19 protein-coding genes and 1 tRNA gene are annotated in these 18186 nt (G+C 43.4%); 16 read left to right on the top strand and 4 right to left on the bottom strand.

Translation table 11 applies throughout. The features are described from left to right. Positions 1-22 precede the first annotated feature (22 nt). Positions 23-1741, top strand: a complete 1719-nt coding sequence (locus tag B5D29_RS05765; protein ID WP_078768634.1) for an LCP family protein — start codon at positions 23-25, stop codon at positions 1739-1741. Positions 1742-2232: 491 nt separating this feature from the next. Here the strand turns inward: B5D29_RS05765 and B5D29_RS05760 are convergent, their stop codons facing one another. After that, positions 2233-2865, bottom strand: a complete 633-nt coding sequence (locus B5D29_RS05760; RefSeq protein ID WP_078768633.1) for a histidine phosphatase family protein — start codon at positions 2863-2865, stop codon at positions 2233-2235. Between the two features lie 182 nt (positions 2866-3047). Here B5D29_RS05760 and B5D29_RS05755 point away from each other — a divergent pair, with 182 nt between their 5' ends. Next, positions 3048-3671 carry a helix-turn-helix domain-containing protein gene (locus tag B5D29_RS05755; protein ID WP_078768632.1) on the top strand — a complete coding sequence of 208 codons (624 nt, stop codon included), beginning with the start codon at positions 3048-3050 and terminating at the stop codon, positions 3669-3671. 113 nt (positions 3672-3784) lie between these two features. On the opposite strand, the gene B5D29_RS05750 is transcribed toward B5D29_RS05755, so the two are convergent. Further along, positions 3785-4489 carry a 5'-methylthioadenosine/adenosylhomocysteine nucleosidase gene (locus B5D29_RS05750; protein ID WP_078768631.1) on the bottom strand — a complete coding sequence of 235 codons (705 nt, stop codon included), beginning with the start codon at positions 4487-4489 and terminating at the stop codon, positions 3785-3787. Then, positions 4453-5334: a VanZ family protein gene (locus tag B5D29_RS05745; protein WP_159443412.1), complete on the bottom strand. Its 882-nt coding sequence runs from the start codon at positions 5332-5334 to the stop codon at positions 4453-4455. Before B5D29_RS05745 ends, B5D29_RS05750 begins: the two co-directional genes overlap by 37 nt. A 218-nt stretch (positions 5335-5552) precedes the next feature. Between B5D29_RS05745 and rpmH the strand changes: the two genes are divergently transcribed. The 14 genes from rpmH to B5D29_RS05675 all read left to right on the top strand — a co-directional run bounded on the left by rpmH (position 5553) and on the right by B5D29_RS05675 (position 17177). Continuing rightward, a complete protein-coding gene (gene rpmH / locus B5D29_RS05740) occupies positions 5553-5687 on the top strand; it encodes a 50S ribosomal protein L34 (protein ID WP_078768629.1) in 135 nt (44 codons plus the stop codon). Positions 5688-5710: 23 nt separating this feature from the next. After that, positions 5711-6055, top strand: a complete 345-nt coding sequence (rnpA, locus tag B5D29_RS05735) for a ribonuclease P protein component (RefSeq protein WP_078768628.1) — start codon at positions 5711-5713, stop codon at positions 6053-6055. Further along, a complete protein-coding gene (yidD, locus tag B5D29_RS05730) occupies positions 6042-6308 on the top strand; it encodes a membrane protein insertion efficiency factor YidD (RefSeq protein ID WP_078768627.1) in 267 nt (88 codons plus the stop codon). Before rnpA ends, yidD begins: the two co-directional genes overlap by 14 nt. Continuing rightward, a complete protein-coding gene (locus B5D29_RS05725; protein WP_143406738.1) occupies positions 6305-7297 on the top strand; it encodes a YidC/Oxa1 family membrane protein insertase in 993 nt (330 codons plus the stop codon). Before yidD ends, B5D29_RS05725 begins: the two co-directional genes overlap by 4 nt. A 15-nt stretch (positions 7298-7312) precedes the next feature. Next, the gene (gene jag / locus B5D29_RS05720) at positions 7313-8257 is read left to right on the top strand and encodes an RNA-binding cell elongation regulator Jag/EloR (protein ID WP_078768625.1); all 945 of its coding nucleotides are present in this window, start codon (positions 7313-7315) and stop codon (positions 8255-8257) included. An 85-nt stretch (positions 8258-8342) separates the two neighbouring features. Next, positions 8343-9704: a tRNA uridine-5-carboxymethylaminomethyl(34) synthesis GTPase MnmE gene (gene mnmE / locus B5D29_RS05715; protein ID WP_078768624.1), complete on the top strand. Its 1362-nt coding sequence runs from the start codon at positions 8343-8345 to the stop codon at positions 9702-9704. A 15-nt stretch (positions 9705-9719) separates the two neighbouring features. Then, positions 9720-11591, top strand: coding sequence for a tRNA uridine-5-carboxymethylaminomethyl(34) synthesis enzyme MnmG (gene mnmG, locus B5D29_RS05710; protein WP_078768623.1), 1872 nt, complete (start codon positions 9720-9722; stop codon positions 11589-11591). Continuing rightward, a complete protein-coding gene (gene rsmG, locus B5D29_RS05705; protein WP_078768622.1) occupies positions 11584-12288 on the top strand; it encodes a 16S rRNA (guanine(527)-N(7))-methyltransferase RsmG in 705 nt (234 codons plus the stop codon). The genes mnmG and rsmG overlap by 8 nt, the downstream gene beginning before the upstream one ends. 100 nt (positions 12289-12388) lie before the next feature. After that, on the top strand, positions 12389-13180 hold the full coding sequence (locus tag B5D29_RS05700; RefSeq protein ID WP_078768621.1) for a ParB/RepB/Spo0J family partition protein: 792 nt from the start codon (positions 12389-12391) through the stop codon (positions 13178-13180). A 254-nt stretch (positions 13181-13434) separates the two neighbouring features. Next, positions 13435-14196 carry a ParA family protein gene (locus B5D29_RS05695; protein WP_078768620.1) on the top strand — a complete coding sequence of 254 codons (762 nt, stop codon included), beginning with the start codon at positions 13435-13437 and terminating at the stop codon, positions 14194-14196. A gap of 29 nt (positions 14197-14225) precedes the next feature. After that, the gene (locus B5D29_RS05690; protein WP_078768619.1) at positions 14226-15071 is read left to right on the top strand and encodes a ParB/RepB/Spo0J family partition protein; all 846 of its coding nucleotides are present in this window, start codon (positions 14226-14228) and stop codon (positions 15069-15071) included. Between the two features lie 40 nt (positions 15072-15111). Further along, positions 15112-16404 carry a serine--tRNA ligase gene (gene serS, locus B5D29_RS05685; protein WP_078768618.1) on the top strand — a complete coding sequence of 431 codons (1293 nt, stop codon included), beginning with the start codon at positions 15112-15114 and terminating at the stop codon, positions 16402-16404. 100 nt (positions 16405-16504) lie between these two features. Then, positions 16505-17044: a rubrerythrin gene (gene rbr / locus B5D29_RS05680; RefSeq protein WP_078768617.1), complete on the top strand. Its 540-nt coding sequence runs from the start codon at positions 16505-16507 to the stop codon at positions 17042-17044. Positions 17045-17101: 57 nt separating this feature from the next. Next, a tRNA-Gly gene (locus B5D29_RS05675) sits at positions 17102-17177 on the top strand. 123 nt (positions 17178-17300) lie between these two features. Here B5D29_RS05675 and B5D29_RS05670 read toward each other — a convergent pair. Further along, positions 17301-18119 (bottom strand): Cof-type HAD-IIB family hydrolase, encoded by an 819-nt coding sequence (locus B5D29_RS05670; RefSeq protein ID WP_078768616.1) that lies wholly within the window; start codon positions 18117-18119, stop codon positions 17301-17303. Positions 18120-18186 lie beyond the last annotated feature (67 nt).

Raw genomic sequence — 18186 nt, 5'->3', positions numbered from 1 at the left:
GATGACGACAGAGGAGTAATTTATGGAAAAAGGATATAATATCGACGATATTCTCTCGGAGGTTCAAAAACGCCGTGAGGAAAACGAGGCTAAGATTAAGTCGGACAACGAAGCTGCACAAAAAGTTGTTGAAGAAGTTATCAACAGCAAAAAACCGGAGCCTGTCGTTGAGGATATAACTCCAAGCGAAGAAACCGAGGAGGAATCGCAGGATACTTATTCTCAAACCACAAATGATAAAACACAAGAGCCTGTTCAAGAGGCACAGCCTGTTCATCGGGAAGTGCCTGAAAGCAAAGCGGAAAAGCCTGTAAAAAAGGCTGAACCGCAGGCTCAATCTGCCAAAAAAGTGCCAAAAACGGATGACGAGGACTTTGTTGATGTTAAGGAAATAGTTGACCAAAACAACGACTACGAAAATTACTACATCAACACTTCCGACAAGGATGCCCGTGACAGAGCCCGTGCAAGAAAGAAGAAGAAAAACGACAAGAAGAAAAAGAAGAACACCGCTGTTAAGGTTATTCTCATTTTGCTTGTTATCGTTCTTTGCGCAGGAATCGGCGTTTATTGGTATGTCAACAATATTTTAGAAACCGTGACGGACGAAAATGCGGACAAGCAAGTCAGCGTTTCTTCGTTCAGAATGGACGAGCGAGTTGAGTGCTTTGACAACTTTGAAGAAACAGACGCATCGGAAATCGGCTCGCTCAAAGATATGATTAAGAAGTGGTACAAAAACGGTACGCCTGTATCATCAACAAGGGTGCTCAACATTATGCTCATCGGTGAGGACACCCGTGGCAAAAATGTGCTTGAAAGCGGAACGAGAGCCGACTCTGCAATCATTGCAAGCGTAAATCTTGACACAAAGCAGATTAAACTCACATCAATTCTCCGTGATGCCTACGCTTATTGGGAAAACACACCGGGTGACGAATCGACAGGTCATTTTGGCAAAATCAACGGCGCAATGTCCACTGACGGCGGTGATATTCACACCTATATTTCAGCAGTTGAAAATCTTTATAAAATCAAGATAGACAACTATGTTATTGTAAACTTCACAAGTTTTGAAAAGATAATCGACAATTTGGGTGGTGTTGAGCTTGAACTCACAAGTGCCGAAATTAACGAAATCAACAACCACCAAAAGAGATACGGCGGTGTTTACATCGACAAGACATTTGACGGAACAAAGGGCATGCTCAAACTTTCGGGCAAGCAGGCTCTCGCTTATTGCAGAATCAGAAAGATTGACTCCGACAATATGCGTGCAAACCGCCAAAAGATTTGTCTTACAAAGGTGTTTGACGATTTGAAGGGCGCTTCAAGCGTTCAACTTCTCAAAATCCTCAACGATATGGTGCCTTACATCCGCACCGATATGCCAAAGAGCAATATCGTTTCAACCGCAAAATATGCGCTCAAAGAGGGTTGGATGAACTATGCCGTTAAGTCGTCAAATCTTCCTGAATACAGAAATGACGAGAACGGCGCAGGCGGTAATTTCTATGGCGCTTGGTGCTGGAAAGCCGACTATCCGATGGACGCATATATGCTCCAAATGGACATTTACGGCAAGAGCAACATCACTCTTGCACGCACAAGAGTTGACTACATCAACTGCCGTGAATCAGGATTTTATTCGGAAACAGGCTATGCCGTGCAGGCAACCTACACCAACGAAAACTACGGTGAAGTAACCACCCGTGCACCGGAAAAAACTGACGAAGAATAAACATTATCAAGCCTCCCCTTTTAATGTTATAAAGGGGAGGTATAATTCGGTTGATTATATCTTGGCGTGTTTCAGAACCTTTCTCAACAGCCTACTTGCTCTTTAATTATTAGGCGAACACAGTTCGCCCCTACGACATAAAAAACGACCTATTAAACATAATAGGTCGTTTTTATTGACAGATATTGCAGAATAATATATAATCTTTTTCGGACAAGGAGATTTGTTTTGAAAAACGGATAGGCGGTTAAATCTTACCTCCGAACTTCATTTGAAGAACGAGGAGGTGGTATTATGGATTTTCTTATTATTCTAACGGTTTTCGTTATAGTATATACAGGATACATAATTGAAATAAAGAAGAAGTAATCGCCCAAACTTCCAAATGAGTGCGATTACTTCATTGCTCAATCAAGGAGGTTGACCGTCTGTCAGACTGCTCCTTGTTCATTTTTATTATATATAATTAGTTTGAATTTGTCAACACTATGTTATTTTTCCAATTCGTTCAGCGAAACGGGTACGGTGTCAACAACTTCAACTTTTTTGCCCTGCATCCAAATTGACGGTGTGATGCGTAGCTTGTAGCCGTAGCCGGCGTCCATTTGCCAATGTGCCATAGGTGCTTCCGGAAGTCCGTAGCAAGCCAAAATCGTCATCAAAACTCCTGCGTGCGACACTATGGCAAACTTTTCTGTGCCGGTTGACACGCAACCCTCAACGACTTGTTCAAACGCTTTGCAGACTCTCTGCACAAATTCTGCGTTGCTTTCGCCAAACGGCGGGCGTGCATACATATCGCCGTGAAGCCAGTTTTTGAAGTCCTCGTTGTCCTTCAAATCGTCTGCCGTAAGCTCCTCGAACTCGCCGAATGAGTACTCGATGAAGTTATCTATTACAATTTTGTTATTTTTTGGGTACATTATGTCAGCCGACTCCATTGCCCTTTTTAGTGGAGAAACGAAAACTGCATCCACCTTGGGATACGGGTGCTCTTTTTTTATCTCTTTGAGCTGTTCTATACCAAATGTGGACAAAGGATAATCCGTATGCCCAATATACTGTGCGTTAAGATTGCCTTTTGTGAGTCCGTGTCTTAATAAATACACTGTGTATGATTTCATTATTTAAAACCTCCGTGAAAGTGATTTTTAACCAAAATATTACAAAAATACAACAAATAAAAAATAGTTCTTTACAAAAAGTATAATAAGTGGTAGTATGTATTTAGATTACAAATTGTATAGTGTTGAGAAGAGAACTATCGCTTTGTTCTAATATTTAGGAATTGGTTTAAGGGGAAGCTATGAAGAACGAAACAGAAAAGTTGTCCAAATTCTCCCAAATGCTTTCAAAAATGAGAAAAGAGAGAGGCATCAGCCAAAAAAAGGCTGCCACCGATTTGGGTATTTCTCAAGCGCTTCTTTCTCATTACGAAAAAGGCATCAGAGAATGTGGGCTTGATTTTGTTATTAAATGCAGCCGATATTACGGAGTCACCACAGATTATCTGCTTGGTGTGAGCGAAAGCAGAAACGGATTTAACGGTAATGTGCTTTCCGCTCTTGACGGCAGCGGCGAGGGCCGCTCAATCAAATCTATGGCGCTCGCAACAAAATATTTGCTTGAGCTTGCAACCGCAGGTGCAAACAATAATCAAAGCAAATTTGTATATGATTACTTTATGCTTTGCATATACAGGGGTGCTCTTACTCTTGCTAAAGCCGGTGATTTGCCAAAGGAACTTTTCAGAATTGATTATTCTGTTGCCCGTGATTTGGCATCGGCAGCAATTGCAGTGCAGGACGCAAAGTTCGTGCTTATTGAGGACAAGTCACGCACAGGCATTGACGAAAACCAATTTGCTCCGCTCAAGGATATTATCACCGAGGCAGAGGAATACATTTTGTCAAACTACATTTTAGAGTAAATTATCGGGTTTTGCCCGGCAAGTCAGATTGCAATATATATCGAAACGGAACGGCAGTTTTCGCCGTTCTTTTTCGTTGTTAGTCAAACACAGTTAGCCCCTATGAATTTTGATTACAATTCAAACTGTGTTTTTTGGGTTTTGATGTATTCAAGTATGATGTCGGTGCTGATTTTGGCAGCAATCATCTTGAAAGTCGGATAATCCATTTGTGCGTTTGCGTCACCGCCATCGCTGATAGAACGCAGAACAGCGAACGGCACTCCGTTTGCCTTGCAGGTGTGACCTATTGCACCGCCTTCCATTTCTCCGCAAATTGCGTTGAATTCGGTTGAAATAAGGTCTTTAAGCTCCTGTGATGCAATGAAGGTGTCGCCCGAAGCAACCGTGCCCCTGTGGATTTTTTCTCCGCAGCGGATTGCACATTGGCTGAGTGCCTCGGAAATCTCCCTGTCGGTTTCAACCTTGATGACATTCAGCCCGTTGATGAAGCCTCTCGGTTCGCCAAGAGCCGTGATGTCAATATCATATTCGCAAACATCGTTTGCAATAACAACATTTTTGATGATTACATCGCTTGAAAGCGAACAGCCAACGCCGACATTGATGATTGCGTCAGGCTTGAAGCGGTCAATCATAATCTGTGTGCACAGCGAAGCGTTCACCTTGCCCGGTGAGCACTGCGCAACAGTGACCATAACATTTTCAATTGTTCCGCAAACAAAAACTATGCCCGCAATTTCGGTTTCAACAGCATCTTTGACCTTTGCCTTGATGCTTGCTACCTCCACATCCATTGCTCCAATGATTCCCAGCATAATTCATTCTCCTTGATTTTTTCTATAATAAATTTGTAAATCACACAGCCGAGGATTGCCCCAACCGTGTTGAGTATAACATCGTCTATATCGGGGTCACCACACTTAAAAAAGTATTGATAAAACTCCATAGAAACGCTGATTGCAACGGGCAAACAAATCCCCCAAAAGAATTTACACCGCTTTGTAATCCCCAAAAGCACAATGACCAAAGCCGTAAAAAACAGCACATTGCCTGCGTCCCTGATGAGCAACTCAAGTTCTCCGCTTTTGGCAAACTCACTCATTTCGCCGTTGAAAGGGATGAGGTTTGGCGGATTGTATACTTTGCCGTAAATACGAGATGAAAAATAAATTTTTGCAAACCCGATAACCATAACCGGAATTGAACCCGAAAAGAACGCTTTGAGCGACTCGGCGTAATGATTGTTGAGTTCCCTGTTTTTTTGGCGGATAAGCGTAATCAAAGTTATGACCGCCAAAACGGAAAAGAAAGTTTCCAACCCAAAAATGAGCTGATGAAGCGACCGAGAGCGGTCTGTCATATCAAAATGTCGCAGATTTATGCCGTCGAGCACAAATAAAACTGAAAAGACAATCATAACCGACGCTGTGCGGTCGGCAATATAAATAAAATCGTGATTTATTAGATAATGAATCACAGTGACGGCAATCGGCACTATGAGAGCAAGCAGAAGTTTAAGCCAGCTATATCTGAAATATAACGACAAAAGAAAGTGATTGTAGTTGTAAAGAAATTGGCACGAGGAGAAAAAAATCGCCAATGTGAACAGGATATTTGAAAATTTTTTTATGCCCAAAACGGTATTTTTAGTTGTTGACACCCTGCTCACCCCCAACATATAGTGCCATTATATAATATATTTAGAATAAATACAAGTTTTTGTTGACAAATTGACATATTTTATAATATAATATCAAGGCTAATAGTATGTGTGGTAGTTTTGCCACATATCAAAAAAGCGTTTTGCCTGTGCTATACCGCACAGAGATTATAAAAGATTAAGACGAGTTTAGTCTTTGCGAAAGGTAGTGAAAAAGAATGAAGAGAACATTTCAACCAAAGAAGAGACATGCACAGAAGGTTCATGGCTTCAGAAAGAGAATGTCAACAAAGAATGGTAGAAAGGTACTTGCTCGCCGTCGTGCAAAGGGCAGAAAGTCACTTTCTTACTAATTAGCAAGTAAAGGAACGATTTTGTGAAAGGTCAAACCTTAAAGGAAAATAAGGATTTTCGCAGATTGTATTACAGGGGCAAAAGCGAGGCAAGCTCTGCGCTTGTTACCTACGGAATGAAAAGTCGTAGGGGCGGTGTCCGCTACGGAATAACCACAAGCAAAAAAATTGGCGGTGCAGTTCAGCGCAACCGTGCTCGCCGAGTTATTCGAGTAGCCTTCAGGAATATTGAGCCACTCATCGAGGGCAGTTGGGATTTTGTTTTTGTTGCAAGAACAAGAACAACCGAGTGCAAGGAGGATGTTGTGGAGAGGGCTATGCTCAAGCATATGCAGGCAATAGGTGCTGTTAAGAATGAAGAAGATTAACGCTTTTATCAAAAAGATTATGATATTTTTGATAAGAACCTATCAGGTGACTTTGTCGCCGAGGTTTTCGCACGGTGCTTGCAGATACACACCAACCTGCTCGCAATACGCCATCGAGGCAATACAAATTCACGGAATATTCAAGGGCACATTGCTTGCCATAAGGAGAATATTGCGTTGCAATCCTTTTTTTAAGGGTGGATACGACCCTGTTCCGATGAAAAAAACAAAGCAAGAGGACAATTATCGGTGATAACTACTATTACTATGGCTGTATCGAACGGTATGGGTTTGTTTAAACCGCTGTACTGGTTGTTCGGTAAGTGTATGGAAGGTTTGTTGATGCTTTTCAACGACCAATATTTCCTTGCTCTTATTGTGTTCACCATCGTTACCCGTTTGATATTGTTCCCATTAAACCTCAAACAGCAAAAAACAATGGCAAAGACATCCCGTCTTCAGCCAAAAATTCAAAAAATTCAAAAGAAGTACGCAAATTCAAACGACCCGAGAGACCGTCAGAAAATGCAAGAGGAAATGCAGGAACTTTACAATCGTGAAGGTCATAATCCTATGAATATGGGTTGCGGTCCTATGCTCTTTCAAATGGTATTTTTGATGGGTATTATCGGTATTATTTACTATCCTATCCAATATATCATCGGCGTTGATATTGCGTCAAACAGTGATGCGATTTTCAAAGCACTCAACAAGGTGCACGAAATTAAGGGCAATTATTTCCAGATTGAAATTCTCCAGAATTTTGATATTTACAAGGATGTGCTTGCAAGCAAGTTCCCTGAACTTTTCACTGAGGCGAAGCTTAATGCGATTGCCGACTACAAGGCACATATGTTTATCGGAAACCTTGATATGACTCAAATTCCGAACTTTAAGAACTGGAAAGACCCAATAATCATCATCCCTATTCTCTGCTTGGTTACTTCTTTTGGCTCAACACTGTTGTCACAGCAGATTCAGAAAAAGCAAAATCCGGCAGCTGCCGCTCAAGGTCAGCAGATGATGATTATGATGCTTATGATGCCGTTTTTCTCTTTCTACATCTCATTCAAGGTTTCAGCCGCAGTAGGCTTCTATTGGATTATTTCCAACCTTGTTGCAACCGCACAGCAGGTGTTTATGGCAAAATTCTTCCCACCAAAGCGCAATGTTGCCCGTCAAATGATTGAAGCAACCATCGAGCGCCGTTCGAGAGAAGAAAGCATAAAAAAGACAAAATAAATCGGAGATTTATATATGATTATAGAAAGAATCGGTTCCGGCAAAACCTTGGAGGACGCTGTTGCTTCTGCAAAAGCAATGCTTAATGCTCCTGCAGGCGCTGAAATAAAGACCGAAGTGCTCCAAACAGGAAGCAAAGGTTTTTTAGGCTTTGGCAAAAAGGACTTTGAGGTTAAGGTTTCTTTCGATGACGGCAAACGCCCTGAAAAGGCAAAAAAGCCGACTCCGGAGAAGAAACCGGCACAGCAAAAGCCGGCACAAAAAAAGCAAGTTGCTCCAAAGAAGCCACAAGCTCCAAAAAAGCAGGATGCTCCGGCAAAGCCTGCCGAGGCGCAAGAGGCAAAGAGCGACCAGCCTAAAAAGGATTATCCAAAGAGCGTAGACCTTGAATATGCAAAGAGCTACTTCTTGACAATCCTTGAGGGATTAAAGATTGTTGATCCAAAAATTGAAGCGTCTTATGCCGAGGGCGTTGTAACAATCGACCTTGATTGTGAGGATTACGGAATTGTAATCGGTCACAGAGGCGAAACACTCGACAGCATCCAGTATCTTCTTTCTCTTGTTATCAAGAAGAGCACTATGGAATATGTCAGAGTTGTGATTAATGTCGGCAACTACAGAGAAAAGAGAGCTATGACTCTCTCAAATCTTGCAAAGAAAAACGCTCAAAGAGTTCTTCGCACAGGTAGAAGATACACATTTGAGCCAATGAATCCGTACGAGAGAAGAATTATCCACACAGCAGTGCAGGAAATTGAAGGTGTTGAATCACGCTCAATCGGATACAATCAGGACAGACGAGTTGTTCTTGAGCCAACAGGCGGTGTAAAGAGAAACGGCGGCAACTATCGCAGAGGCGGCAGAAGCCAGGCTGTTACAAAGGCTCCGGAAAATCACACACCAAAGGCTGACAGAGCAGATTTGCCAAAGTTCGGCAAGATTGAAGTGAATAAATAAGCAGGTGAAAGGTGCAGTTACTTATTATTGTAATAGGTATTTTGCACCTTTTTTGCATAAATTTTTAGGAAGTGGGAGAAGGAGTATGTCAACTATTGCAGCAATAGCAACCGGTAATGCGGCAGGCGGAATCGGTGTAATCAGAATAAGCGGTGACGAGGCAACAGCGGTTGCGGACAGAGTTTTCAAGGCTATGGACGGCAGTTTGCTTGCAGACCTCGGCGGATACAGAGCAAAATTCGGCAATGTTATAATCGGCGGTCAACCGAGCGACAATGCGGTTGCGCTTGTGTTCAAAGCTCCAAAATCCTACACGGGCGAGGATGTTGTTGAAATCAGCGTTCACGGCGGACTTCTTATAGTTCAAAAAACCTTGGAAGCCGTGCTTGATGCAGGTGCAAAGCCTGCCGAGGCGGGCGAATTTACAAAGAGGGCGTTCCTCAACGGCAAAATGGATTTGACCCAGGCGGAATCGGTGGCAAGCCTGATTTCCGCACAGGGCGAAGCAGGAATGAAAGCCTCTTTCAATGCCTTGCAGGGTTCTTTGAGCGATAAGATTAATTCTGTTTTGCAAAAACTACTTGATATGTCGGCACTTATGTCGGCTTGGGTTGATTATCCCGATGAGGAAATTCCCGAACTTGAGGAGGACGAGTTGCTTTCTACTCTCAAAGAGTGCGAAGCGGAGCTTGACGAGCTTCTTCAAAATTACGACAACGGTCAAACCGTGATTGACGGAGTTGACACGGCGATTGTCGGTATGCCGAATGTCGGCAAAAGCAGTTTGATGAATATGCTTGTCGGCAGGGACAAGAGCATTGTTACTCAAATTGAGGGCACAACCCGTGACATTGTTGAGGAGAGCGTTCGCCTCGGCGACCTTGTTCTTCATCTGCGTGACACGGCAGGTCTGCGTGAAAGTGATGATGTGGTTGAAAGCATCGGAATTGACAAAGCGTACAAGGCACTTGACGAAGCACAGCTTGTTCTTGCGGTTTTTGACAACAACAAGCCGCTTCAAAAGCAGGACAGAGAAATTCTTGAAAAGGCAAAAAGCAAGCCTGCCGTTGCGGTCATCAATAAGGTTGACCTTGAACAAAGGCTTGAAACAGACGAAATAGAAAACGCATTTGCCAAGGTGGTTTACATCTGCGCAAAGGAAAACAAAGGATTAAAGGAGTTGTCTTCGGCAGTCGAGGAACTTTTAGGTGTTCAGGATTTTGACACGGGCGCTCCGATGTTGGCAAATCTTCGTCAAAGGCAGAATTGCCAAAATGCCAAGGAAAATATTGCCGAAGCAATCGGCGGAGTTGAGATGGGCGTGACCTATGACGCAGTCAATGTTATGGTTGACAGTGCGGTTGAGGAGCTTCTCTCGCTCACAGGCAAAAAGGCAACAACAGAAGTAGTTAACAACATTTTCAGCAAGTTTTGTGTTGGAAAATAATTTTAGTGGAGAATTATGGAATATTTTGGCGGAAAATATGATGTAATAGTTATAGGTGCAGGTCACGCAGGAATTGAGGCGGCGCTTGCATCTGCAAGGCTCGGCGTGAAAACCGCCGTGTTTACAATAAATTTGGATTGGGTCGGCAATATGCCGTGCAATCCGTCAATCGGTGGCACAAGCAAGGGTCACCTTGTCAGAGAAATTGATGCCCTCGGCGGAGAAATGGGCAAGGCGGCGGACAAGTATTCGCTTCAAAGCAGAATGCTCAACCTCGGCAAAGGTCCTGCGGTTCACTCGCTCCGTGCTCAAATCGACAGGCGTGAATACTCTGCCGGAATGAAGCACACTCTTGAACTCACCGACAATCTTGACATTCGTCAGGGCGAAATTGTTGACCTCTACAAAGACGGTGACGAGTGGGTGGTTAAGACAAGGCTTGAAGCTTTGTTCCGTGCAAAAGCCGTTGTTATTGCGACAGGCACATTTTTGGGCGGCAGAGTTTACATCGGTGATGTAACATACGAGAGCGGACCTGACGGTATGTTCCCTGCCAACGAACTCAGCAAGGCACTTTGCAAACTCAACATTCCGCTTCGCAGATTTAAGACGGGCACACCGAGCCGTGTTAATAGACGAAGCATTGATTTTGATGGACTTGATGTTCAAGAGGGCGACGAGGTCACCGTGCCGTTTTCGTTTGAAACCGACAAGCGCCCTGAAAACAAGGTTGTTTGCCACATCACTTATTCAAACGAGAAAACGAAGCAGATTATTCTCGACAACCTTGACCGTTCACCGATGTACAGCGGAAAAATCGAGGGCAAAGGACCTCGCTATTGTCCGAGTTTTGAGGATAAAATTGTTAGGTTTGCCGACAAGGAGAGGCATCAGCTTTTCATCGAACCTTGTGGCGAAAACACAGAAGAAATGTACTTGCAGGGTTTGAGCTCCTCACTTCCCGAGGATGTTCAGCTTGCATTTATCCACACAATCAAAGGTCTTGAGCACGCGCAGGTTATGAGGGCGGCTTACGCTATCGAATACGACTGCGTTGACCCGACCGCACTCAAAGCAACACTTGAATTCCTCGACATTCCGGGGCTTTACGGCGCAGGACAGTTCAACGGTTCGAGCGGTTACGAGGAGGCTGCGGCACAGGGACTTGTTGCCGGAATTAACGCTGCACTCAAAATTAAGGGTGAAGAACCGCTTATTCTCGACCGTGGCGGTTCGTACATCGGAACTTTGATTGACGACCTTGTTACAAAGGGTTGTTCCGACCCATACAGAATGATGACGAGCCGAAGCGAATACCGTTTGGTGCTCCGCCAGGACAATGCGGACATTCGCCTCACCCCGACAGGCCATAAAATCGGACTTATCAGCGACGAGCGTTTTGCAAAGTTTTGCAAGAAACAGGAACTTATCAAGGAAGAGTTCAATCGTGTTAAAAATTTGTCCGTGCCGATGACCGATGAGGTTCAACAGATTTTGACCTCCAAGGGCACTGCCCCACTCAAAACAGGATGCAAAATGATTGAACTTCTCCGCAGACCGCAGATTACATATGATGACCTCAAAACGATTGATGTTGACCGCCCTGAACTTCCGCTTGAAGTTTTTGAACAGGTTGAAATCAGCATAAAATACGAGGGTTACATCAAAAAGCAGGAAGCACAGATTAAGGAAATGCGCCGAATTGAGGCAAAGCAAATCCCTGCCGACATTGATTATTCCACGCTTAAAGGTTTGCGACTTGAAGCTATTGAGAAGCTGTCAAAAATCCGTCCGCAAAATCTCGGACAGGCAAGCCGAATCAGCGGTGTTAACCCTGCCGACATCACGGCGTTGAATATTATTTTGGAGAGTATGCACAATGATTGACAAAAATCGACTTTGCAACATTGCAAAAGAAAACGGAATAACTCTTGACGAGCAAGCACTCGACAGATTCGACAAGTACGCCGAGCTTCTTGTGGAGTGGAACGGCAAGATGAATTTGACCGCAATCACCGAACCGGAGGAAATTGAGGTTAAGCATTTTCTCGACTGCCTTATGCTTCCAAAGTATTTTAATTTGGAAAATGTCAAAACGGTCATTGATGTTGGTGCCGGAGCAGGCTTTCCGAGCGTGCCGTTACTCATCTATAAACCTGATTTATGTCTAACTATGATGGATGCAATTAACAAAAGATTAACATTCTTGGATACAGCCATTCACGCTCTCGGACTTGAAGCACAGCTCATTCATTCTCGTGCAGAAGACTCAGGACAAGACAAAAATTTCCGAGAAATGTTTGATTTGGCAACCGCAAGAGCAGTTGCGCCCATGAATGTGCTCGCTGAGTACTGCCTGCCGTTCGTAAAAGTCGGCGGATATTTTGTGGCACTCAAGGGTAGCTGTGACGATACCGAATCGGCAAAGGACGCAATTTCAACCCTTGGCGGTGAAGTTGTGGAAAATATTTCATATAAACTTAACGGAACAGAACCACGCTCAATTGTTGTGATTAAAAAAATATCGCAAACTCCGACACAGTTCCCCCGTAAGTCCAAAAAAATATCAACAAAGCCTTTGTAAAAAGGGACTTTTTGACGAATTAAAGGGATTTCTCACGATGAGAAATCCTTTTCTTTTTGCGTTGTTTATGATAATATAGATATATCGAAAGGACAGGCTTATGAACAATATCTCATATATAGCAACCGAAAAGCTGTTGCCTAATCCAAATCAGCCGAGGCATCAATTTCAATCGGAAGAAATGCTTGCACTCGCCAATTCAATCAAAGAAAACGGAATACTTCAACCGCTCCTTATTCGCAGAATGAATAACTCGGATTATTGCGAAATCATTGCGGGAGAACGCAGACTTCGTGCCGCAATCTTGGCAGGCATTGACACCGTGCCGTGCATAGAGATGGATATAGACCGAGAGCAATCGGCTGTCTATTCCATACTCGAAAATGTACAGCGTGAGGATTTGTCATTTTTTGAGGAAGCGGTGGCAATCGGACAGCTTATGACGGTGTTCGGGATGACCCAGCAAGATATATCCAAGGCGCTTGGCAAGAGCCAATCGGCACTTTCAAACAAGGTGCGTTTGCTCAAACTTCCCGTTGATGTGCGGTATTTTATTGAAAAAGAGCACCTCACCGAGCGACACGCAAGGGCACTCCTTGCCATTGAGGACGAAAAAGACATTTGGACTGTGCTCAATGTAATCAAGGACAGACATTTGAATGTTGCCCAAACGGAAAGCTATATTGCAACATTCTATGCAAAGCCGAAGCCTAAAAAAAGAACAAACCATCCTATTTACAAGGATTTTAGAATATTTGTCAACACGGTCAACAAGGCTATCAAAACGATGCAGGAATCAGGAATTAATGCCATATCTGACCAAACGGAAACCGATGAGTACATTGAGTATCGAATCAAGATACCTAAGGCGGTCGGTCAAAAATCGGCTTAAAATGGGTAAAACCATTTTAAACATATTCTCCTCTTTTCATCACAGCGGAACGGACAGGTTATGCCTGTCCGTTTTGCGTTGTTTCATGTGAAACATTATTTAATATACATTCGTGGGGAATATTACTCAATGTTTCATGTGAAACATTCAAATCCACATATTGATGTTTCATGTGGAACATACACCATATATTCACCTTGATATATAATCGGTATAGTAGTATAATAATATCAGTAAACAAATGAGGTGACTTTATGAGCAAAACTGTTGCAATTTTTAATCAAAAAGGCGGAGTCGGCAAAACCACAACATGCGTTAATATGGCTGCCGGTTTGGGTCAAAAAGGCTACAAAACCCTGCTTATTGACATCGACCCACAGGGCAATTCCACATCAGGTGTCGGCATCGACAAAAGCGAGGTTGAATTCAGCACATATGATGTGATGATTGGCGAGCAAACCGCCCGTTCCGTTATGATTGAAACAGAGTTCAAAAATCTGTATCTCCTCCCTGCAAATATGAATCTTGCAGGCGCAGAGGTAGAAATTGCAGAGCTTGAAAACCGCAACAGCGTGTTGAAGCGTTCAATTGCAACTCTCATTATGGAGTTTGATTATGTAATTATTGACTGTCCGCCGTCACTCGGCTTGCTTTCAATCAACGCACTTGTTGCAGCAGATACGCTCATCGTTCCGCTTCAGTGTGAATACTATGCACTTGAGGGTTTGAGCCAGCTCATCTCAACAGTTCGCACAATTAAACAACACTACAACGAACACCTCGAACTTGAGGGCGTGCTCTTCACAATGTATGACGGCAGATTGAAGCTCAACCAAATGGTAATTGACGAAGTGTCGCAATACTTTCCGGGTAAGCCATACAAAACGGCTATTCCTCGCTCCGTCAAGATTGCTGAAGCACCAAGCTTTGGTAAACCTGTAATCTATTACGAAAAATATTCCAAGCCGTCATTCGCATACAAAAAATTTGTTGAGGAATTTTTGAAAAATCAATAATTAACCGATAAACATTTCAGGAGGAAAATATGGCAAAAAAGTCAGGACTCGGTAAGGGTTTGGGTGCGTTGATGCTTGAAAATAACACCGATTCAATGGTGTCAACAAGCACGCTCAACATAAACGAAATCACCCCGAACAAAGAACAGCCGAGAAAAACATTTGACGAAACGGCACTTGAAGAACTTGCGGATTCCATTCGTCAGCACGGCGTGCTTCAACCGCTTTTGGTTCGACCGCTTACAAGCGGAGGTTATCAGCTTGTTGCAGGTGAACGCCGTTGGAGAGCGAGCCGTTTGGCAGAACTCAAGGAAGTTCCGGTAATCATCAAGGAGCTTTCAGACACCGAGGCTATGGAAATAGCTATTATCGAAAACTTACAGCGTGAGGACCTCAACCCGATTGAAGAGGCGGAGGGACTTCAGGCACTTATTGACAAATGCGGATACACTCAAGAGCAGGTGGCAACATCTGTCGGCAAGTCAAGACCGGCAATCACCAACGCTTTGCGACTTCTCAAATTGCCTGAAGAGGTCAGAGAAATGGCAAAAGACGGCACAATTTCAGCCGGTCACGCAAGGGCACTTCTTGCGTTTGACAATCAGCCGATGATGATTGAATGTGCAAATCAAATCGTTTCAAAGAAACTCACCGTGCGTGATGTTGAAAAAATGGCGAAGCGTCCTGCCACAAGTTCAGCAAAAACAAAAACCGCTCAAAGACGAGACAGTTTTTATGACGAGGTTGAACTTTCGCTCACAGAGGCACTCGGCACAAAGGTCAGAGTGTACAACGGCAGAAACAAGGGCACACTCGAAATTGAGTTTTACACCCTTGATGACCTAAAAAATATTGCAAATGCCATTGCAAAGTAATATAATATATATTTATAAATAACAAACAGGAGAAAAAATAATGTTAGATATTAAATTTGTCAGAGAAAATCCCGATGTGGTTAAGGAAAACATCAAAAAGAAATTTCAGGACCACAAACTTCATCTTGTAGACGAGGTTATTGAGCTTGATGAGGAACGCCGTCAGGTTATCGCAAGAGCAGATGAACTCCGTGCCAACAGAAACAAGATTTCAAAGGAAATCGGTGCTCTTATGGCACAGGGCAAAAAAGAAGAGGGTATGGCTCTCAAGGAAAAGGTTACAGCTCAGGCAAAGGAACTTGACGAACTTGCAGGCAAGGAAAACGAGCTTACAGAAGAAGTAACAAAGAGAATGATGATGATTCCAAACATCATTGATGAGTCTGTTCCGATTGGTAAGGACGACAGCGAAAATGTTGAAGTTCAGCGTTACGGCGAGCCTGTTGTTCCTGATTTTGAAATCCCTTATCACACCGATATTATGGAATCATTTGACGGCATCGATATGGAGGCTGCCGGCAGAGTTGCAGGCAACGGCTTCTACTATCTTATGGGCGATATTGCACGACTTCATTCCGCAGTTATCAGCTATGCCCGTGATTTTATGATCGACCGTGGTTTCACATATGTTGTGCCTCCGTTTATGATTCGCTCAAATGTTGTAACAGGCGTTATGAGCTTTGAGGAAATGGACGCTATGATGTACAAAATCGAGGGCGAGGACTTGTATCTTATCGGTACTTCCGAGCACTCAATGATTGGTAAGTTTATCGACACTATCACACCTGAAGAAAAACTTCCGCTCACTCTCACTTCGTATTCTCCTTGCTTCCGTAAGGAAAAGGGTGCTCACGGCATTGAGGAGCGTGGTGTATACAGAATTCATCAGTTCGAGAAGCAGGAAATGGTTGTTGTCTGCAAGCCTGAAGAATCAAAGATGTGGTTTGACAAACTTTGGCAGAACACCGTTGATTTGTTCCGCTCACTCGATATTCCTGTAAGAACACTTGAATGTTGCTCGGGCGACCTTGCAGACCTCAAGGTTAAGTCAGTCGATGTTGAAGCATGGTCACCAAGACAGAAGAAGTACTTTGAAGTCGGTTCATGCTCAAATCTTACAGACGCACAGGCAAGACGCCTCAAGATTCGTGTTAAAGGCGAAAAAGGCAATTATCTTGCTCACACTCTTAACAACACGGTTGTTGCTCCGCCGAGAATGCTCATTGCGTTCCTTGAAAACAATCTCAATGCAGACGGCACAGTTTCAATTCCTGAAGCACTCCGTATGTACATGGGCGGTAAGGACAAAATCGTTCCTAAAAAAGACTGTTGATAAAGTCTCTGAATCACGCCAAATTATAAATTAATAATTATTTATTTGAATATCCTTTTCGTTTTTTCTAAAACTAATAAAAAACGGAAAGGATTTTTTTATGCACAGTATCAAGGGAACAAAAACCGAAGCAAATCTGATTGCCGCATTTAACGGCGAAACACAGGCGAACACAAAGTATACGCTGTTTGCGACAAAGGCAAGAAATGACGGTTACAACGAGATTGCAAACATTTTTGAGCAGACTGCAAAAAACGAACTTGCCCACGCAAGATTGTGGTATAAGTATCTCCACAGCGATGAAATGCCCGACACTCAAACAAATTTGACCGAAGCGGTAGACGGCGAAAATTTTGAATGGGTGAATATGTATCCCGAATTTTCAAAAACGGCGGCAGAAGAGGGTTTTACGGAAATTGCAAAGCTCTTTGACCTTGTTGCAAAGGTGGAGTCCCAGCACGAAAGTAAGTTCCGTCAGCTTTTGACAGATGTGAAAAATCAAAAGGTTTTCACCAAAGACGGCGAGGCGATTTGGATTTGTATGAACTGCGGTCATATCGTTGTCGGCAAGTCCGCACCGGAGGTTTGTCCGCTCTGCAAAGTGCCAAAGGCTTATTTTAAGGAATATAAAAATTCATAAAAATAAAATTAATGCTTGACAAATGTAACTATCTTGGTTATAATAAGTCTTGCAATTGCGGATTTAGCTCATCCGGTAGAGCGTCACCTTGCCAAGGTGAAGGTAGCGAGTTCGAGTCTCGTAATCCGCTCCAAAAATGAAAATCCTCACCACAAGGTGGGGATTTTTATTTTTAAATTGTAGTGGATAACGCACACATTCTCGACAACATTGCAAATTAAAGCGAGCCGAGCGAGTCTCGTAATCCACAGTTGGCTTACACTTCCATAATCTGCTCAATTGCGTAGGCGATGCCGTCCTCGGTGTTTGCTTTTGTCACAAATCTTGCGTGGCGCTTGCATTCGTCTGTTGCGTTGCCCATTGCAACTCCGTATTTGCAAAATTCGAGCATTTCAATGTCGTTGCCTGCGTCACCGAATGCCATACATTCCGCATTTGTGATGCCGAGCACCTTGCACATTCCCTCAATCGCTGTGCCTTTGTTGACATTTGCCATTGTGAATTCCATACTTATCGGAAGTGAGGAAGCAAGATACAGTTCGTCAAAACCGCTCAAATAATTCCAAGCCTTGTCGTAGTCGGCTCTGTCGTCAAAATATGCGGTGAATTTTTCAATCCTGTTGCCCTCAAGCACGGCTCTCAAATCTTCAACACCGCTCATTTTTCCGAGCAATTCGTCAACAAATTCCTGTGGCAATGCACCTTTTGGATAAAACTTTGTTTTGTCGAGTTGATAGTAGCTTACACCGTCAACATAAACTTCAAAAAATGTCGGCATTGTGTTGAGCGTGTCGTAAATCGGTGCAACAAGCTCCCACGGCATAAATTTAGAATATATGATTTTTTGGTTGTGTCTGTCAAGAACGCCCGCTCCGTTTGAGTAAATCACATAGTCAATTTCGGGAACCTGCTGACAGATGTCGCCGATAATCGCAACTGTTCTGCCTGTGGCAATAGAAATCTTTGCTCCCGAATCGTGGGCACGCTTCAAGGCGTCTCTTGTTTTTTGTGTAACAGTCATATGGTCGGCAGAAGTGAGGGTGCCGTCCAAATCAAGTGCGATTAATTTTATCATATAATCATCTCCAAATATAAATCATCAAACCTTATGAGCCTCCCCTTATATCAAGGGGAGGTGTCTG

This window comes from Eubacterium coprostanoligenes (assembly GCF_900167205.1).
GTDB lineage: Bacteria > Bacillota > Clostridia > Oscillospirales > Acutalibacteraceae > Eubacterium_R > Eubacterium_R coprostanoligenes.
Note: the sequence above shows the minus strand (reverse complement) of the source record. Positions and strands in the feature narration are given on the sequence as shown.

What these genes read in the sequence shown, in the direction of transcription:
- B5D29_RS05765 (WP_078768634.1), top strand. Translation starts at nt 23, where the DNA reads ATGGAAAAAGGATATAATATCGACGATATTCTCTCGGAGGTTCAAAAA.
- B5D29_RS05760 (WP_078768633.1), bottom strand. Translation starts at nt 2,865, where the DNA reads ATGAAATCATACACAGTGTATTTATTAAGACACGGACTCACAAAAGGC.
- B5D29_RS05755 (WP_078768632.1), top strand. Translation starts at nt 3,048, where the DNA reads ATGAAGAACGAAACAGAAAAGTTGTCCAAATTCTCCCAAATGCTTTCA.
- B5D29_RS05750 (WP_078768631.1), bottom strand. Translation starts at nt 4,489, where the DNA reads ATGCTGGGAATCATTGGAGCAATGGATGTGGAGGTAGCAAGCATCAAG.
- rpmH (WP_078768629.1), top strand. Translation starts at nt 5,553, where the DNA reads ATGAAGAGAACATTTCAACCAAAGAAGAGACATGCACAGAAGGTTCAT.
- yidD (WP_078768627.1), top strand. Translation starts at nt 6,042, where the DNA reads ATGAAGAAGATTAACGCTTTTATCAAAAAGATTATGATATTTTTGATA.
- jag (WP_078768625.1), top strand. Translation starts at nt 7,313, where the DNA reads ATGATTATAGAAAGAATCGGTTCCGGCAAAACCTTGGAGGACGCTGTT.
- mnmE (WP_078768624.1), top strand. Translation starts at nt 8,343, where the DNA reads ATGTCAACTATTGCAGCAATAGCAACCGGTAATGCGGCAGGCGGAATC.
- mnmG (WP_078768623.1), top strand. Translation starts at nt 9,720, where the DNA reads ATGGAATATTTTGGCGGAAAATATGATGTAATAGTTATAGGTGCAGGT.
- rsmG (WP_078768622.1), top strand. Translation starts at nt 11,584, where the DNA reads ATGATTGACAAAAATCGACTTTGCAACATTGCAAAAGAAAACGGAATA.
- B5D29_RS05700 (WP_078768621.1), top strand. Translation starts at nt 12,389, where the DNA reads ATGAACAATATCTCATATATAGCAACCGAAAAGCTGTTGCCTAATCCA.
- B5D29_RS05695 (WP_078768620.1), top strand. Translation starts at nt 13,435, where the DNA reads ATGAGCAAAACTGTTGCAATTTTTAATCAAAAAGGCGGAGTCGGCAAA.
- B5D29_RS05690 (WP_078768619.1), top strand. Translation starts at nt 14,226, where the DNA reads ATGGCAAAAAAGTCAGGACTCGGTAAGGGTTTGGGTGCGTTGATGCTT.
- serS (WP_078768618.1), top strand. Translation starts at nt 15,112, where the DNA reads ATGTTAGATATTAAATTTGTCAGAGAAAATCCCGATGTGGTTAAGGAA.
- rbr (WP_078768617.1), top strand. Translation starts at nt 16,505, where the DNA reads ATGCACAGTATCAAGGGAACAAAAACCGAAGCAAATCTGATTGCCGCA.
- B5D29_RS05670 (WP_078768616.1), bottom strand. Translation starts at nt 18,119, where the DNA reads ATGATAAAATTAATCGCACTTGATTTGGACGGCACCCTCACTTCTGCC.